This is a genomic window from Schauerella aestuarii, from assembly GCF_009866805.1.
In the GTDB taxonomy this organism is placed as follows: Bacteria; Pseudomonadota; Gammaproteobacteria; order Burkholderiales; family Burkholderiaceae_B; genus Schauerella; species Schauerella aestuarii.
Genome location: NZ_SIZW01000043.1, coordinates 337,757 through 353,222 on the forward strand (window position 1 = coordinate 337,757; position 15,466 = coordinate 353,222).

Here is a 15,466-nt window from a genome sequence, read left to right on the forward strand (position 1 = left end):
TCATGCCTAAGCGTACAGACCTCAAAAGCATCCTCATCATCGGCGCCGGCCCGATCATCATCGGTCAGGCCTGCGAATTCGATTATTCCGGCGCGCAAGCCTGCAAGGCCCTGAAGGCCGAGGGCTACCGCGTCATCCTGGTCAACAGCAACCCCGCCACGATCATGACGGACCCGGAAACGGCCGACGTCACCTATATCGAGCCCATTACGTGGCAAGCGGTGGAAAAGATCATCGAGCGCGAGAAGCCCGATGCGCTGTTGCCCACGATGGGCGGCCAGACCGCGCTGAACTGCGCACTCGATCTGGCCCGCCAGGGCGTGCTCGAAAAGCACAATGTGGAACTGATCGGCGCCAACGAACACGCCATCGAGAAGGCTGAAGACCGCCAGAAGTTCAAGGTGGCCATGAGCGCCATCGGCCTGGAATCGGCCAAGTCGGGCGTGGCGCACACGCTGGACGAAGCGTGGGAAGTGCAGCGCCGGATCGCAGCCGAAGCTGGTACCGCGGGCTTCCCGGTCGTGATCCGTCCCAGCTTCACCATGGGTGGATCGGGCGGTGGCATTGCCTATAACGCCGAAGAATTCGAAACCATCTGCCGTCGCGGCATCGAAGCGTCGCCCACCAATGAGCTGCTGATCGAAGAATCGCTGCTCGGCTGGAAGGAATTCGAGATGGAAGTCGTGCGCGACCGCGCCGACAACTGCATCATCGTCTGCTCGATCGAAAACCTCGATCCGATGGGCGTACACACGGGCGACTCCATCACGGTGGCACCCGCGCAAACGCTGACGGACAAGGAATACCAGATCATGCGTAATGCATCGATCGCGGTGTTGCGCGAGATCGGCGTGGATACGGGCGGCTCGAACGTGCAGTTCGCCGTCAATCCGCAAAACGGCCGCATGATCGTGATCGAAATGAACCCGCGTGTGTCGCGTTCGTCGGCACTGGCCTCCAAGGCCACGGGTTTCCCGATCGCGAAGGTGGCGGCACGCCTGGCCATCGGCTACACGCTGGATGAGCTGAAAAACGAAATCACGGGCGGCCAGACCCCCGCATCGTTCGAGCCCTCGATCGATTACGTCGTCACCAAGGTGCCGCGTTTCGCCTTCGAAAAATTCCCCACCGCCGATGCGCGCCTGACCACGCAGATGAAGTCGGTCGGCGAAGTGATGGCCATCGGCCGCACCTTCCAGGAGTCGTTCCAGAAAGCCCTGCGCGGTCTGGAAGTGGGCGTCGATGGTCTGAACCAGAAAACCACCGATCGCGAAAAACTGCAGATCGAACTGGGCGAGCCCGGTCCGGAACGCATCTGGTATGTGGGCGATGCTTTCGCACAGGGCTTCTCGCTCGACGAGGTGCATGCGCTGACCAAGATCGATCCGTGGTTCCTGTCGCAGATCAAGGAAATCGTCGACATCGAGCTCGCGCTCGAGCAAAAAACGCTCGCCGATCTCGACCGCGACACGATGTTCCAGCTCAAGCGCCGCGGTTTTTCCGATCGTCGCCTGGCGTTCCTGCTGGATACGGTAGAAGCCGAAGTGCGCAAGGTGCGCCATCAGTTCGACGTGCGACCGGTCTACAAGCGCGTGGATACGTGCGCGGCTGAATTCGCCACCGATACGGCCTACATGTACTCGACCTACGAGGAAGAGTGCGAAGCCAAACCCACCGATCGCAAGAAGATCATCGTGCTGGGCGGCGGCCCCAACCGGATCGGCCAGGGCATCGAGTTCGACTATTGCTGCGTGCATGCCGCGCTCGCCCTGCGCGAAGATGGTTTCGAAACCATCATGGTCAACTGCAACCCCGAAACCGTATCCACCGACTACGACACCTCCGATCGCCTGTACTTCGAGCCGCTGACGCTCGAAGACGTGCTCGAGATCGTGCACGTCGAAAAGCCCGTGGGCATGATCGTCCAGTATGGCGGCCAAACGCCGTTGAAGCTGGCGCGTGCGCTCGAAGCCAACGGTGTGCCCATCATCGGCACCAGCCCCGAGTCGATCGACATCGCCGAGGATCGCGAGCGCTTCCAGAAGCTGCTCAACAAGCTCGGCCTGCGTCAGCCGCCCAACCGCACGGCCCGCACCGAAGCCGAAGCGCTGTCGCATGCGGCCGAAATCGGTTATCCCCTGGTCGTGCGTCCCAGCTACGTGCTGGGCGGCCGCGCCATGGAGATCGTGCACGAGCAGCAAGACCTCGAGCGCTACATGCGCGAAGCCGTAAAGGTGAGCAACGATTCGCCCGTGCTGCTGGATCGCTTCCTGAACGACGCCACCGAAGTCGATGTGGACTGCCTGGCTGACGGCGAGCAGGTGTTCATCGGCGGCGTGATGGAGCATATCGAACAAGCCGGCGTGCACTCGGGCGACTCCGCCTGCAGCTTGCCGCCGTACTCGTTGTCGCCGGAAGTGATCGCCGAAATCAAGCGCCAGACCAGCATGATGGCCCGTGCGCTCAACGTCAAAGGCCTGATGAACGTGCAGTTCGCCATTCAAAAGGGCGACGTGTATGTGCTGGAAGTGAACCCGCGTGCCTCGCGCACGGTGCCTTACGTGTCGAAGGCGACGGGGCTGCAGTTGGCCAAGATCGCCGCCCGGGCGATGGCCGGCATCACGCTGGCCGCGCAAGGCGTGACCGAAGAAGTCGTGCCCGAGTACTTCTCGGTCAAGGAAGCGGTATTCCCGTTCGTGAAGTTCCCGGGTGTAGATACCATCCTCGGCCCCGAAATGAAGTCGACCGGCGAAGTGATGGGCGTGGGCAAGAGCTTCGGCGAAGCCTTCGTCAAATCGCAGATGGCCGCCAGCGTGCGCCTGCCCGAGTCCGGCACCGCGTTTATCAGCGTGAAGGATCAGGACAAAACGCGTGCGGTTGAAGTAGCACGCGGTTTGCACGGCCTGGGCTTCAAGATCGTCGCCACGCGCGGCACGGGGGCAGCCATCGAAGCGGCCAGCATTCCGGTGCAGTACGTGAACAAGGTCACCGAAGGTCGTCCGCACATCGTCGACCTGCTGAAAAACGGCGAGATCTCGCTGGTGGTCAACACCGTCGAAGAACGCCGCAATGCCATCGCCGACTCGCGTCAGATTCGTACGCAAGCCTTGGCCGGCAACGTCACGTTCTTCACCACCCTGGCCGGAGCGCGCGCCGCTGTGGAAGGCATGCAGTATTTGCGCGAGGGGCATGGCCTGCAGGTCTATCCTCTGCAGGAATTGCACGCTCAATTGTTGAAGAAGTAAACTGTACGGTAGTACATCGGGTGTAGGAGACCGCGGTGAAGTGGATCATTCTCGCAATATTCATTGTGTGTGGTTTCATTGTTCATTACCGCGGAAAGGTACGACACCGATTTTCCCGGCAAGCGCTCGATCACTCGACGTTTACCGGGCCGATCAACGTGTTCATGTATGCCTTTTCCGGTGTACCCAATCAGCCGTATCTGCCGCTGGCCGCGTTTCCGGAACTTGAGGTTCTGAGAGCGCGCGCCGACGACATCCGCGCCGAAGCCGTGCAACTGTTTTCCGCGGGCCACATCAAGGTGGCAGGCAGCTACAACGACGCAGGCTTCAACTCCTTCTTCAAGAGTGGCTGGAAGCGGTTCTACCTCAAGTGGTACGACACCGATCATCCTTCTGCGACGGCCCTATGCCCTGTCACCACGCAGTTGCTGGCGGGCATTCCATCGGTGAAGGCGGCGATGTTTGCGGCATTGCCGCCAGGCAGCAAACTGCCGCGCCATCGCGACCCGTATGCGGGATCGTTGCGCTATCACCTTGGCTTGATCACGCCCAACGACCCCGCCTGTTTCATCGAGGTGGATGGCGAGCGCTATCACTGGCGTGACGGCGAGGCGGTGATGTTCGACGAGACTTACATCCACTACGCGGAAAACAAAACCGACGTCAATCGCATCATTTTGTTTGCGGATATCGAGCGGCCCATGCGTTATCGCTGGGCGCAGGCTATCAATCATTTCTTCAGCGTGATCCTGCTGCGTGCGGCGGCCTCGCCCAACCAGGAAGGCGATCGTACTGGCGGCATCAATCGCATTTTCGGTACGGTGTACGCCGTTCGGCGCTTCGGCAAACGGCTGCGCAAGAAGAGCAAACCGCTTTACTACGCCTCAAAATGGCTGCTGGTGATTGCCATCCTGGCGTGGATTTTTCTGTGACGTCACACGTGCTGCACGTCTTCATCACGGGCGCCAGCAGCGGCTTGGGCATGGCCCTCGCCCGCGAATATGCGGCACAAGGCGCAACGCTTGGCTTGGTGGCGCGCCGCGGTGAGGTGTTGCAGGCGCTCAATGCCGAACTCGGCGGGCGTCACCGCTGCTACGCGTTGGATGTGCGCAATCGCGCGGCGCTCCATGCCGCCGCGCACGATTTTCAGCACCACCATGCGGGCCGCGTGGACGTCGTGATCGCCAACGCCGGCATCAGCGCCGGCACGCTCACCGATCAGCACGACGACTTCGACGTGTTCGATGCGATCATCGCCACCAATGTGCTGGCCACGGTGGCGACCTTCGAACCCTTCATCGAGGGCATGCGCGCGCGGGGCGAAGGCAGGCTGGTGGGCATCGCCAGCGTGGCCGGCATTCGCGGCCTGCCTGGCGCGGGCGCCTACAGTGCGTCCAAGGCGGCCGTGATCACCTACTGCGAAAGCCTGCGCAACGAACTGCGCGGCGACGGCATCCGGGTCGTGACCATCGCGCCGGGCTATATCCGCACCGCGATGACGGCCAAGAATCCCTATCGCATGCCGTTTCTCACCGATGCCGATGTGTTCGCCCGTCGCGCGGTGCAAACGATCGCACGCGGCACGTCATACCGTGTGATTCCGTGGCAGATGGGCGTAGTGGCGAAGGTGATGCGGTTGCTGCCGAATATCGTATTCGACCGGTTTGCGCGCAACGCGCCGCGCAAACCCCGCCGCGAGCCTTAAACGCCGGCGCGGCCTGCCACCACATCGTCGCCCACCGCGCCGGCATTGGACACGTGCGACACATCGCCCCAGCTTTGCATCGACCATTGGCCGTCTTCGATCGTGACGCGGTTCACACTCACATTAAGCATGGGCGTGCGGCGCGGATCGTCGAGCTTGATGCCTTGGGCGTGGCGCCAGATGATGTCGAGCGCACCGCCGTGCGTCACCATCAGGATGCGTTCGCCATCGTGGCGGGCGGCGATGTCGTCCACCGTGCTCGTCACGCGCGAATGAAACTGGCGCAGCGTTTCGGCGCCTTCGATCACGCCATCCACCTCGCGGCTGGCCCAGACCGGATAAGCGGCGGGCGCAAGCTCTTCCAGGCGATGCGCCTCCAGGCCCTCCAGCACGCCATAGCAGCGCTCGCGCAGGCCGGGCTCAGGGCGTACCCGCAAGCCCAATTGCTCGCTGGCAGGCTGGGCGGTGGCCAGTGTGCGGCCCAGGTCGCTGCTATAGAGCGCGGCAAACGGTTGCGTTTCGGCATCGCGCACCAGGCGCGTGGCCAGGCGTTGCGCCTGCGCGTCGCCCTCGGCGTTCATGGGGATGTCTTTCCAGCCTTGCAGGCGTCGCACACGGTTCCAGTCGGTCTCGCCGTGCCGGATAAACCAGATCTCTGTCATTGAAGTCTCTCAAACGAAGCACGCATTTTAGTGAAATGCGGCGGCGCTATGAGTACACTCCCCGTTTTTCCCACTCACCGGTCCGCTCATGTCCTACTTTCCCACCTGGAAACGCGTCGATCACGCACCTGAGGGCGCGGTGATTGCGCCGGATGAAATCCTGTCATGGCCGCGCAATGTCGCCATGGGCGCCCAGCACGTGGTTGCCATGTTCGGGTCTACGGTGCTCGCGCCGTTGCTGATGGGTTTCGATCCCAACGTGGCCATTCTGATGTCCGGCATCGGCACGCTGATCTTCTTTCTGTTCGTGGGCGGCCGCGTGCCGAGTTACCTGGGATCGAGCTTCGCCTTCATCGGCGGCGTGGTCGCCGTCACCGGGTATGCGGGCGGCGGGGCCAACCTCAACATTGGGGTAGCGCTGGGCGCCATCATCATGTGCGGCCTGGTCTATACCCTCATCGGTCTGGTCGTGTGGGGGGCGGGTGCGGCGAGCGGCGGTGGTTCACGGTGGATCGAGTCGTTGATGCCGCCGGTCGTCACGGGTGCCGTCGTGGCTGTCATCGGTTTGAACCTCGCGCCGATCGCCGTGCGCGGGGCCATGGGCACCACCACATTCGAAGCAGCGATGGCGCTGGTGACCATCCTTTGCGTGGGCGGGGTGGCGGTGTTTACTCGCGGGATGGTCCAGCGGCTGCTGATCCTCGTCGGCCTGATTGTGGCATTCGTCTTGTACGTACTGGCCACCAATGTGATGGGGTGGGGCAAGCCCGTGGATTTCAGCATCGTGGCCAACGCGGCATGGCTGGGGTTGCCCACGTTTTCCGCACCGGTATTTCAGTTCTCGGCGATCTCGGTGATCGCGCCGGTTGCCATCATCCTCGTGGCCGAAAATCTTGGCCACGTCAAAGCCGTCAGCGCCATGACCGGCCGCGATCTCGACCGCTACATGGGACGGGCCTTCGTGGGCGACGGCGTGGCCACCATGGTATCGGGGGCCGTGGGCGGCACCGGCGTCACCACCTATGCCGAAAACATCGGAGTCATGGCGGTCACGCGCATCTATTCGTCGCTGGTGTTTGTGATCGCGGCCCTGATTGCGATCGTGTTGGGCTTTTCGCCCAAATTCGGAGCCCTGATCCAGACAATCCCGCAGCCGGTGCTGGGCGGGATGTCCATCGTGGTGTTCGGCTTGATCGCCATTGCCGGTGCCCGCATCTGGGTGGTCAACAAGGTCGATTTCAGCGACAACCGCAACCTCATTACCGCGGCGGTCACACTCGTCTTGGGCGCGGGCGATTTCACCCTCAAAATCGGCAATTTCGCCCTGGGCGGCATTGGTACCGCCACTTTCGGCGCGATTATTCTATACGCGCTTCTACGGGGGCGGTCGGCTTGCAATTCTGCCTGAGTTTGACCACAATATGACCTCATCACCCCGGTTCATATCCGAGCCGGGGTTTTATTTTTGACCGATCCGAGGCGTGCCCCACGGCTTGGCCGAATCCGACCTCGCGATGCGAGGTGACCGGGTTCCCAGTCGCCGCTTGCGGCAGCCGTGCCGAGGCCCAGCCTCCCAAGACGCTCCCCCTCTCGGGAGCGTCTTATCTTTTGTGTGGAAAACTACATGTCTGCCATCCCTCTCACGGCAAGCGGGGCTGAGCGCTTGAAAGAAGAGCTCCATCGCCTGAAGACAGTCGAACGTCCGTCAGTGATCACGGCCATCGCAGAAGCGCGCGCACAAGGCGATTTGTCTGAAAACGCCGAGTACGATGCTGCGCGCGAGCGCCAGGCCTTCGTGGAAGGCCGTATCGCCGAGCTCGACGGTACGCTCTCCAACGCCCACATCATCGATCCCAAATCGCTGGATGCCGAAGGCCGCATCGTCTTCGGTGCCACGGTCGATATCGAAGATCTCGATTCGGGCGAGCGTCTGATCTATCAAATCGTCGGTGATGCCGAGTCGGATATCCGCACGAACAAGATTTCGGTTTCCAGCCCCGTGGCCCGAGCGCTGATCGGCAAATCCGAAGGTGATGTGGTCGAAGTGCAAGCCCCGTCGGGCGTACGTGAATTCGAGATTCTGAACGTCAACTACGTGTGATCGCGGGCGGGCCGGTGGCGGCCCCTGGGCCGTCGCCGGTTCATGACGGCCGGTGCGGCGCTTCAGGGCCAACGCCAACACATGGCGAGTCGCTGCAAGCCGAGGCCGGTACGTCCAGACGAAAAAAAGCCGGTGTTGCACACCGGCCGGTCGATCCCAAAAGCGAAACCCATACGTTTCGCTTCTAACGAATTGCCTACTTTTTGACGGTCTTGCGGGCGCCGCCCGCCAGACGGGCGATGCCGGAACCGGCGCCGCCACTGCGTGCACCCGCCCGCAGGCTCATGGCGCTCCCCGTACGACGGGGAATGCCGGTAGCCACTTTACGCGTGCCGGGACGCAACGGTTTGCCGTTTTTATTGACCGGGGCGAACGGATCGAAGCGTTTGGGCTTATTGTCCGGTTCTTCTTCCAACTTCTTGGGCGAACGATTCGAACGTTTTTCGAGCGTTTTGCCTTCGGCAGCCAGCTTCTTGGGCGTATGCGGCTCGGACGCGCGGCGCTTGGCAGCAGCAGCCGGGGTCTCCGGTTCGACGCCGGGCACGGCCTTGGTCGAGCCGGGGCGATACAGGATGAGCATCTTGCCGAGGTGGTGAACCGCCGCGCAGGATAGCTTGTCGCAGATGGTTTGCAACATTTCATCGCGGGCGTCGCGATCCTGACCACCGGCACGAACCTTGATCAGGCCGTGGGCATTCAGGTTAAGCTCGATTTCCTTGAGCACGGCGTCCGACAGGCCGTTGTCGCCGATCAGGACGACCGGACGCAGGGGGTGAGCCGCGGCGCGTAGGGCGCTGCGCTCACGCGGAGTAATTTCTAATGTAGGCATGGCGGAATTGTACGGGAATGGCCAAGAATAAATTTTCTAAAGAGTGGGTCATGCAGCACATCAATGACCCATATGTGAAACTGGCGCAACAAAAAGGGTACCGCGCGCGCGGTGCTTTCAAGTTGATCGAGATTCTCGACGAAGAAAAGCTGCTGAAAAAGGGTGATGTGGTGGTGGATCTGGGCGCAGCACCCGGCAGCTGGTGCCAGGTGGTGCGGGAGCGCCTCGTGGGTCCTGGGGGGGTTGTCGACGGTCGCATCATCGGGCTCGATATCTTGCCGATGGAGCCGATCGCCGGGGTGGAATTCATCCAGGGCGACTTCCGCGAGGATGAGGTCGGCGAGCAGCTCAACGCGCTGGTCGGCGATCAGGTGGTCGACCTTGTAATTTCGGATATGGCCCCCAACTTATCCGGCGTAGGGGTCGCGGACTCCGCGCGCGTCCAGCATGTATGCGATCTGGCGCTCGAGTTTGCCTGCGAACACCTCAAGCCCGACGGCGCTTTGATCGTCAAGGCGTTTCACGGCAGTGGTTTCTCCCAAATCGTCGAAGCGTTCAAACTTCGCTTCAAGCGCGTCGTTGAGCGTAAGCCGAAGGCCTCGCGTCTGAAATCTTCAGAAACGTTTTTGGTGGGCCGCGGTCTAAAGAAGCAGTCTTAAAGAGGTACGCACGTTAGTGTTTACGCGAGCATCCCCGGAATCCAAAAACGCAACCGCGTTTACCGGGGTAGAATCGATTATTGACTTAATTATGTGAACGTGCCCCAAGGCATTGCCACAGGTCGGAAGCGAGAGCGGGAGATCGACCTTGAACAACTCATTTTCGAAAGTCGCGGTATGGATGGTCATCGCGCTGGTACTGTTCACAGTATTCAAGCAGTTTGACGGCCGCGCCCAGACGCAAGACGGCGTGAGCTATACCGAATTCATCGATCAGGCCAAGGCCGGTCGTGTCCGTAAGGTCGATGTGCAGGGCGACGTCCTGTATGTCACGCCTGATACCGGCCGTCCGTACTCGCTCACATCGCCGGGCGACATCTGGATGGTTTCGGATCTGCTGAAGTACAACGTGCAAGTCTCGGGCAAGGCCCGCGAAGAGCCGTCGTTGCTGATGAGCATTTTCGTCTCCTGGTTCCCGATGCTGCTGTTGATCGGCGTCTGGGTGTTTTTCATGCGCCAGATGCAGGGTGGCGGCAAGGGCGGGGCGTTCAGCTTCGGTAAGTCGCGCGCTCGCATGCTCGACGAAAATACCAACCAGATCACCTTCGTGGATGTCGCCGGTTGCGACGAAGCCAAGGAAGACGTGCAGGAACTGGTCGACTTCCTGCGCGATCCCACCAAGTTTCAAAAGCTGGGCGGACGCATTCCGCGCGGTGTGCTGATGGTGGGTTCGCCGGGTACGGGTAAGACGCTGCTGGCCAAGGCCATCGCCGGCGAAGCCAAGGTGCCGTTCTTCAGTATCTCGGGTTCGGACTTCGTTGAAATGTTCGTCGGCGTGGGCGCGGCCCGCGTGCGCGACATGTTCGAAAACGCCAAGAAGCATTCGCCTTGCATCATCTTCATCGACGAAATCGATGCGGTGGGTCGTCAGCGCGGTGCCGGTCTGGGCGGCGGTAACGACGAACGCGAACAAACCTTGAACCAGATGCTGGTCGAGATGGACGGGTTCGAGTCGGGCCAAGGCGTGCTCGTCATCGCCGCAACCAACCGTCCCGACGTACTGGATCCCGCATTGCTGCGTCCGGGTCGTTTCGACCGTCAAGTGGTCGTGCCGTTGCCCGATATTCGTGGCCGCGAGCAGATCCTGAAGGTGCACATGCGCAAGGTGCCGATGTCCAACAACGTCGATGCGCACGTGCTGGCTCGCGGTTGCCCCGGTTTCTCGGGTGCCGATCTGGCCAACCTGGTCAACGAAGCGGCGCTGTTTGCTGCCCGTCGTAACGGCCGTACGGTCGATATGTCGGACTTCGAGAAGGCCAAGGACAAGATCATGATGGGCGCCGAACGCCGCTCCATCGTCATGCCCGAGGAAGAGCGTCGCAATACGGCTTACCACGAGTCCGGCCACGCCATCGTTGCCCGCTCGCTGCCCAAGACCGATCCGGTGCACAAGGTCACGATCATTCCGCGTGGCCGTGCATTGGGCGTCACGATGCAGTTGCCCGAAAGCGACCGCTACAGCATGGACAAGAGCCGCTTGCTGGATACGATCGCCGTGCTGTTCGGTGGCCGTATCGCTGAAGAGCTGTTCATGAACCAGATGACCACGGGCGCCTCGAACGACTTCGAACGTGCCACGGCCATCGCGCGCGACATCGTTACCCGCTACGGCATGACCGACGAACTCGGCCCCATGGTGTACGCCGAGAACGAAGGCGAGGTGTTCCTGGGCCGCAGTGTGACCAAGACCACGCATATGTCGGAAGCGACCATGCAGAAGGTGGACTCCGAAATCCGCCGCATCATCGACGAGCAGTACGGTGTGGCGCGCAAGATTCTCGAAGAAAACCGTGACAAGGTCGAAGTCATGACGGCCACGCTGCTCGAATGGGAAACCATCGATGCTGACCAGATCAACGACATCATGGAAGGTCGCCCGCCGCGTCCGCCCAAGGTGCCGCAAGGCTCGGATACGCCGGATTCGCCTCCGCCGCCCGCAGCCGGCGTGGCGCCGGGTAGCGGCAACGCTCCGGCTGCCGTCTGAGGTTTCAGTTGTTGAAGTATGGCCAATAACTTCCTGTGCGGGCGCTTCGAGTTTGACCTCGAGCGCCCGTTGGTTATGGGCATCGTCAATGTCACGCCGGATTCGTTTTCCGATGGCGGCCAGCACGATGATCCCGACCACGCAATCCAACATGCCAAACGTCTGATCGCCGACGGTGCCCATATCCTGGACATCGGTGGAGAGTCGACGCGTCCAGGTGCGCCTGCCGTGTCGATGGAGGACGAACTCGCCCGCGTGCTGCCGATCGTCGAAGGGTTACGCGATTGCGGCGTGCCGCTGTCGATCGACACCTTCAAGCCCGAGGTGATGCGTGCCGTGCTCGACGCCGGCGCCGACATGATCAACGACATCTACGGGTTTCGTCAGCCGGGTGCCATCGAAGCGGTGGCCGGCTCGAAATGCGGGCTGTGTGTCATGCACATGAAAGGCGAACCCCGCACCATGCAGGACGCGCCCGAGTACACCGATCTATTGGGTGAAATCGGCGTGTTTCTGGGCGCGCGTGCACAACGCTTGCGTGCTGCGTGGGTCGACCCGCGCCGTATCGTGCTCGATCCGGGCTTTGGATTCGGCAAGACGGTCGATCAAAACTATCAACTTTTACGCCGGCTTTCGAACTTGCGCGTCTCGAGCTATCCCATCCTGGTGGGTCTTTCACGCAAATCGATGATCGGTAACGTCACGGGCCGCGAGGTGGGGGATCGCCTTGCGGGCAGTCTGGCAGGTGCCCTGGCTTGCGTCGCGCGTGGCGCGTCCATCGTGCGGGTGCACGATGTTGCCGAAACGGTCGACGCGTTAAAAGTCTGGCAAGCAGTAGAAATTGGAGGCACACAATAATGAGCGAGCGTAAGTATTTCGGGACCGACGGCGTACGCGGCGAAGTCGGTGGACCGGTGATCAACGCCGAATTTGCCCTGCGTCTGGGCTATGCCGCCGGCCGCGTGCTGGTGCGCGAAAACGCGAATTCGGGTTATAGCCGCCCGCGCGTGCTGATCGGCAAAGACACGCGCATCTCGGGCTACATGCTTGAGTCCGCCCTTGAAGCAGGCCTGTCGGCCGCCGGTATCGACGTGCTACTGGCCGGTCCGCTGCCCACGCCGGGTGTGGCCTATCTCACCCGCACGTTCCGCCTGGCGGCTGGCGTGGTGATCAGCGCCTCGCACAATCCATTCAACGATAACGGCATCAAGTTTTTTTCGTCCAAAGGCATGAAGTTGCCGGACGCGACCGAAGCCGCCATCGAAGCCGAGATCGATCAGCCGCTGGGCTGCGTCGGCTCGCAAGAGCTGGGTCGCGCGCGTCGTCTGGACGACGCCGCCGGCCGCTACATCGAATTCTGCAAAGGCACGTTTCCTAACGATCTCAACCTCAACGGGTTGAAGATCGTCGTGGATGCGGCACACGGCGCGGCTTATCACATTGCCCCGCACGTCTTTCGCGAGTTGGGTGCGCAAGTATTCGCCATCGGCTGCGAGCCCGATGGCTTCAATATCAACGAAGGCGTGGGCGCGATGCACCCCGAATCGTTGGCACGTGAAGTCAAGGCGCGCGGTGCCGATTTCGGCGTGGCGCTCGACGGCGATGCCGACCGCATTCAGATGGTGGACCGCGACGGCCGCATCTATAACGGCGATGAGTTGTTGTTCGCGATCGTGCGCGAGCGCCTCGAGGCCGGCAAGGTCGACGGGGTGGTGGGCACCCTTATGACCAACTTTGGCCTGGAACGCAAATTCAACAGCATGGGTGTGCCGTTCGAGCGCGCCAACGTTGGCGACCGCTACGTGCTGGAGCAAATGCAGGCACGCGGCTGGTTGTACGGCGGCGAAAGCTCGGGTCACCTGCTGTGCCTCGATTGCCACACCACCGGCGACGGCATCATTGCGGCGTTGCAAGTGCTCAAGGCTTTGCGCCGCAGCGGACAGAGCCTGCCCGAATGGCTGGGCGACCTGAAGATGTACCCGCAGAAGATGATCAACGTGCCCCTCACGCCGGGCATCGATTGGCAAACCCACGCGGGCCTGGCGCGCGCGCGCGCCGAAGTCGAAGCCGATCTGGGTGAACGTGGCCGCGTGTTGATTCGTGCGTCGGGTACGGAGCCCAAGTTGCGGTTGATGGTCGAAGCCGCCGATGCCGACTTGGCCGAACGCTCGGCCAAGAAGCTGGCTGCGGTGAGCGAGGGCGGCTGGCAGTAGTCAGCGATAACCGTCTCTCAGCCACACCATCGAACCCAGAGCCGCTTCCAAACGAAGCGGCTTTTTCACGCCCTGTGCCTTGACACCGCGCGATGCAAATGACCATAATTCTCATTTACGAATTGGTCAACGCGCGCATGGCGACTTCCGCGCATCCTTCAGACTGCGACGCATCGCGGTTCTATCTCGCACATCACGCCTGGCTGCAGGAGTGGCTGCGCCGCCGCCTCGGCTGCCGGCATGATGCCGCCGACCTCGCACATGACGCCTTCGCGCGGTTGCTGGCTGCCCGCGAACTCGACGCCATTCGCGAGCCGCGCGCGTTTCTCACCACGCTTGCGCAGCGCCTTGTGTACAACTTCTGGCGGCGCCGCGATCTGGAGCGCGCTTATCTCGATGGGCTGATGCTGGCGACGCCGGCGAGCGTGCCCTCCGAGGAAGAACGCGCGCTGGTCGTCGATGCGCTCATGCATATCGATCATGCGCTCAAGCGACTGCCACCCAAGGCAAGGTCGGTGTTTTTGCTGAGCCAGATCGATGAGCTGAGCTATCCCGAAATTGCGGCGCGCTTGGGGCTTTCAGCGATGACCGTGCGCCGCTACATGAAGCAGGCCATCACGTTATGCGTGTTGGCGGACGCTGCGTGAGCGCGTTCTCGATGAGGTGCTTCGTCACGTTGCCGTTTCCGTTCATGATCGCGATTTCGTCATGACGTCGACTGTGTCACCCGTTGTCCGCTCACCCACGGCTGCTTTACCGGATGCTGCGCTCGAGGCCGCCATCGACTGGATGGTGCAGATGCGTTCCGGCACGATGACCGAGGCGCAGCGACGGCGTTTTGACGACTGGCGCGCAGCCGACCCCCGTCATCACGCGGCCTGGGCGCAAGTGAGCGGTGCGTTGGCAAACGCCTTCGAACCCTTGCGGCGCAGTAGTTCGGCGCATATGGCGGATGCCGCGCTGCGCGTGCGCCCGCAACGGCGCAAGCTGCTGCGAAACGCGCTCGGGGTATTGGTCGCCGCCGGCGCGGGCGCGGCGATCGTCAACCGCCAGATTCCCCTCGCCACGCTCACCGCCGATTTGCGCACCGGCACGGGAGAACGCAAAACGTTTGTGCTGCCGGACGGCAGCGACGTCACGCTCAATGCGCGGTCGGCCGTCAATGTGGCGTATGGCGGCGGCGAACGCCGCATTCATCTGCAGGCCGGTGCGCTTTTCGCGCGCGCCATGCAGGATGCGACCGCGCCGTTCGTGGCCAGTACGGCAGACGGTCAGGCGCGCACCGCGGGCGCGCACTTCATGCTGGCACGCGAGGAAGAAGGCAGCAGTGTGGCCGTGGTCGAGCAGTCTGTCGACATCGTCAACGCTGCGGGGTCGCGGGCAACGGTGGCAGCAGGTATGGGGCTGCGCTTCACGCGCCAGTCGATCGCAGCGCCGCTTACGCAACTGGCGGATCTGGCGGCATGGCGCGCCGGTATGTTCGTTGCCCGCGACGTATCGCTCGGCGACGTGATCGATGCCATGCGCCCATATCGGCGTGGACTGGTGCGCGTATCGGAAGCTGCCGCACGCTTGCGCGTGCTCGGTGCATTCTCGCTCGATGATACGGATGGGATGCTAGTGTCGCTGGCGCAGACGCTGCCCATTACTGTCAGACGTTTCAGCGCGTTATTGGTGATGGTCGAGACGCGAGAAACGTGAGATATGAGGCTGTGATACGTGAGACGTGATGCGTGAGACGTGAGATGTTAGGCTGTGCTGCGTGTAGCGTGCGGCGTGAGGCGTGAGACGTGAGGTTGTTAGGCGTGAAGCGTAGGCGTAAGACGTAAGACGCAAGACGCAAGACGTGAGACGCAAGACGCAAGACGTGAGGAGCGACGCAGCGATCGCCAATTCACCGCGTCGGCGATCGCCACCGCCTCGATCAGGCTCACCGTTACACATTAGCTGAACACATTTGCCGACCTCATTGCACAGACATGGAAACCTCGCCCTGAATCTGGAGTTT

At 62.0% G+C, this 15,466-nt stretch carries 13 protein-coding genes; 11 read left to right on the plus strand and 2 right to left on the minus strand.

Annotated features, from left to right (window positions below):
- Positions 1 to 2 precede the first annotated feature (2 nt).
- Genes carB through EYW45_RS20970 form a run of 3 tightly spaced genes read left to right on the plus strand, consistent with a single transcriptional unit; the run spans position 3 to position 4,950 of the window.
- Positions 3 to 3,245 (plus strand): carbamoyl-phosphate synthase large subunit, encoded by a 3,243-nt coding sequence (carB, locus tag EYW45_RS20960; protein ID WP_161137400.1) that lies wholly within the window; start codon positions 3 to 5, stop codon positions 3,243 to 3,245.
- Positions 3,246 to 3,280: 35 nt separating this feature from the next.
- Entirely contained in the window at positions 3,281 to 4,177 is an 897-nt protein-coding gene (gene lpxO, locus EYW45_RS20965; RefSeq protein WP_161137401.1) for a lipid A hydroxylase LpxO, read from the plus strand.
- A gap of 8 nt (positions 4,178 to 4,185) precedes the next feature.
- Positions 4,186 to 4,950 carry an SDR family oxidoreductase gene (locus tag EYW45_RS20970; protein ID WP_328703687.1) on the plus strand — a complete coding sequence of 255 codons (765 nt, stop codon included), beginning with the start codon at positions 4,186 to 4,188 and terminating at the stop codon, positions 4,948 to 4,950.
- Here EYW45_RS20970 and EYW45_RS20975 read toward each other — a convergent pair.
- Positions 4,947 to 5,612 carry a histidine phosphatase family protein gene (locus tag EYW45_RS20975; RefSeq protein WP_161137402.1) on the minus strand — a complete coding sequence of 222 codons (666 nt, stop codon included), beginning with the start codon at positions 5,610 to 5,612 and terminating at the stop codon, positions 4,947 to 4,949. The two genes, EYW45_RS20970 and EYW45_RS20975, sit on opposite strands and share 4 nt — an antisense overlap.
- Before the next feature lie 88 nt (positions 5,613 to 5,700).
- Between EYW45_RS20975 and EYW45_RS20980 the strand changes: the two genes are divergently transcribed.
- Together EYW45_RS20980 and greA are read left to right on the plus strand one after the other, a co-directional pair.
- Positions 5,701 to 7,020: a solute carrier family 23 protein gene (locus tag EYW45_RS20980; RefSeq protein ID WP_161137403.1), complete on the plus strand. Its 1,320-nt coding sequence runs from the start codon at positions 5,701 to 5,703 to the stop codon at positions 7,018 to 7,020.
- A 216-nt stretch (positions 7,021 to 7,236) separates the two neighbouring features.
- A complete protein-coding gene (greA, locus tag EYW45_RS20985; protein ID WP_161137404.1) occupies positions 7,237 to 7,713 on the plus strand; it encodes a transcription elongation factor GreA in 477 nt (158 codons plus the stop codon).
- Positions 7,714 to 7,909: 196 nt separating this feature from the next.
- Here the strand turns inward: greA and EYW45_RS20990 are convergent, their stop codons facing one another.
- Positions 7,910 to 8,542, minus strand: a complete 633-nt coding sequence (locus EYW45_RS20990; RefSeq protein ID WP_161137405.1) for a YhbY family RNA-binding protein — start codon at positions 8,540 to 8,542, stop codon at positions 7,910 to 7,912.
- Positions 8,543 to 8,559: 17 nt separating this feature from the next.
- Here EYW45_RS20990 and EYW45_RS20995 point away from each other — a divergent pair, with 17 nt between their 5' ends.
- The 6 genes from EYW45_RS20995 to EYW45_RS21020 all read left to right on the plus strand — a co-directional run bounded on the left by EYW45_RS20995 (position 8,560) and on the right by EYW45_RS21020 (position 15,159).
- Positions 8,560 to 9,201 carry an RlmE family RNA methyltransferase gene (locus EYW45_RS20995; RefSeq protein WP_161137406.1) on the plus strand — a complete coding sequence of 214 codons (642 nt, stop codon included), beginning with the start codon at positions 8,560 to 8,562 and terminating at the stop codon, positions 9,199 to 9,201.
- 148 nt (positions 9,202 to 9,349) lie between these two features.
- Positions 9,350 to 11,245, plus strand: a complete 1,896-nt coding sequence (gene ftsH, locus EYW45_RS21000; RefSeq protein ID WP_161137407.1) for an ATP-dependent zinc metalloprotease FtsH — start codon at positions 9,350 to 9,352, stop codon at positions 11,243 to 11,245.
- 18 nt (positions 11,246 to 11,263) lie between these two features.
- A complete protein-coding gene (folP, locus tag EYW45_RS21005; RefSeq protein ID WP_161137408.1) occupies positions 11,264 to 12,103 on the plus strand; it encodes a dihydropteroate synthase in 840 nt (279 codons plus the stop codon).
- Positions 12,103 to 13,458, plus strand: coding sequence for a phosphoglucosamine mutase (gene glmM, locus EYW45_RS21010; RefSeq protein ID WP_161137409.1), 1,356 nt, complete (start codon positions 12,103 to 12,105; stop codon positions 13,456 to 13,458). Before folP ends, glmM begins: the two co-directional genes overlap by 1 nt.
- 137 nt (positions 13,459 to 13,595) lie before the next feature.
- A complete protein-coding gene (locus EYW45_RS21015; protein WP_161138008.1) occupies positions 13,596 to 14,105 on the plus strand; it encodes a sigma-70 family RNA polymerase sigma factor in 510 nt (169 codons plus the stop codon).
- A 61-nt stretch (positions 14,106 to 14,166) separates the two neighbouring features.
- Positions 14,167 to 15,159, plus strand: coding sequence for a FecR family protein (locus EYW45_RS21020; RefSeq protein ID WP_161137410.1), 993 nt, complete (start codon positions 14,167 to 14,169; stop codon positions 15,157 to 15,159).
- Positions 15,160 to 15,466 lie beyond the last annotated feature (307 nt).

Bases quoted from the DNA above. Each gene is read 5' to 3' on its own strand.
- EYW45_RS21020 (WP_161137410.1), top strand. From the start codon at position 14,167: ATGACGTCGACTGTGTCACCCGTTGTCCGCTCACCCACGGCTGCTTTA.
- glmM (WP_161137409.1), top strand. From the start codon at position 12,103: ATGAGCGAGCGTAAGTATTTCGGGACCGACGGCGTACGCGGCGAAGTC.
- EYW45_RS20975 (WP_161137402.1), bottom strand. From the start codon at position 5,612: ATGACAGAGATCTGGTTTATCCGGCACGGCGAGACCGACTGGAACCGT.
- folP (WP_161137408.1), top strand. From the start codon at position 11,264: ATGGCCAATAACTTCCTGTGCGGGCGCTTCGAGTTTGACCTCGAGCGC.
- EYW45_RS20980 (WP_161137403.1), top strand. From the start codon at position 5,701: ATGTCCTACTTTCCCACCTGGAAACGCGTCGATCACGCACCTGAGGGC.
- EYW45_RS21015 (WP_161138008.1), top strand. From the start codon at position 13,596: ATGGCGACTTCCGCGCATCCTTCAGACTGCGACGCATCGCGGTTCTAT.
- carB (WP_161137400.1), top strand. From the start codon at position 3: ATGCCTAAGCGTACAGACCTCAAAAGCATCCTCATCATCGGCGCCGGC.
- EYW45_RS20995 (WP_161137406.1), top strand. From the start codon at position 8,560: ATGGCCAAGAATAAATTTTCTAAAGAGTGGGTCATGCAGCACATCAAT.
- EYW45_RS20990 (WP_161137405.1), bottom strand. From the start codon at position 8,542: ATGCCTACATTAGAAATTACTCCGCGTGAGCGCAGCGCCCTACGCGCC.
- greA (WP_161137404.1), top strand. From the start codon at position 7,237: ATGTCTGCCATCCCTCTCACGGCAAGCGGGGCTGAGCGCTTGAAAGAA.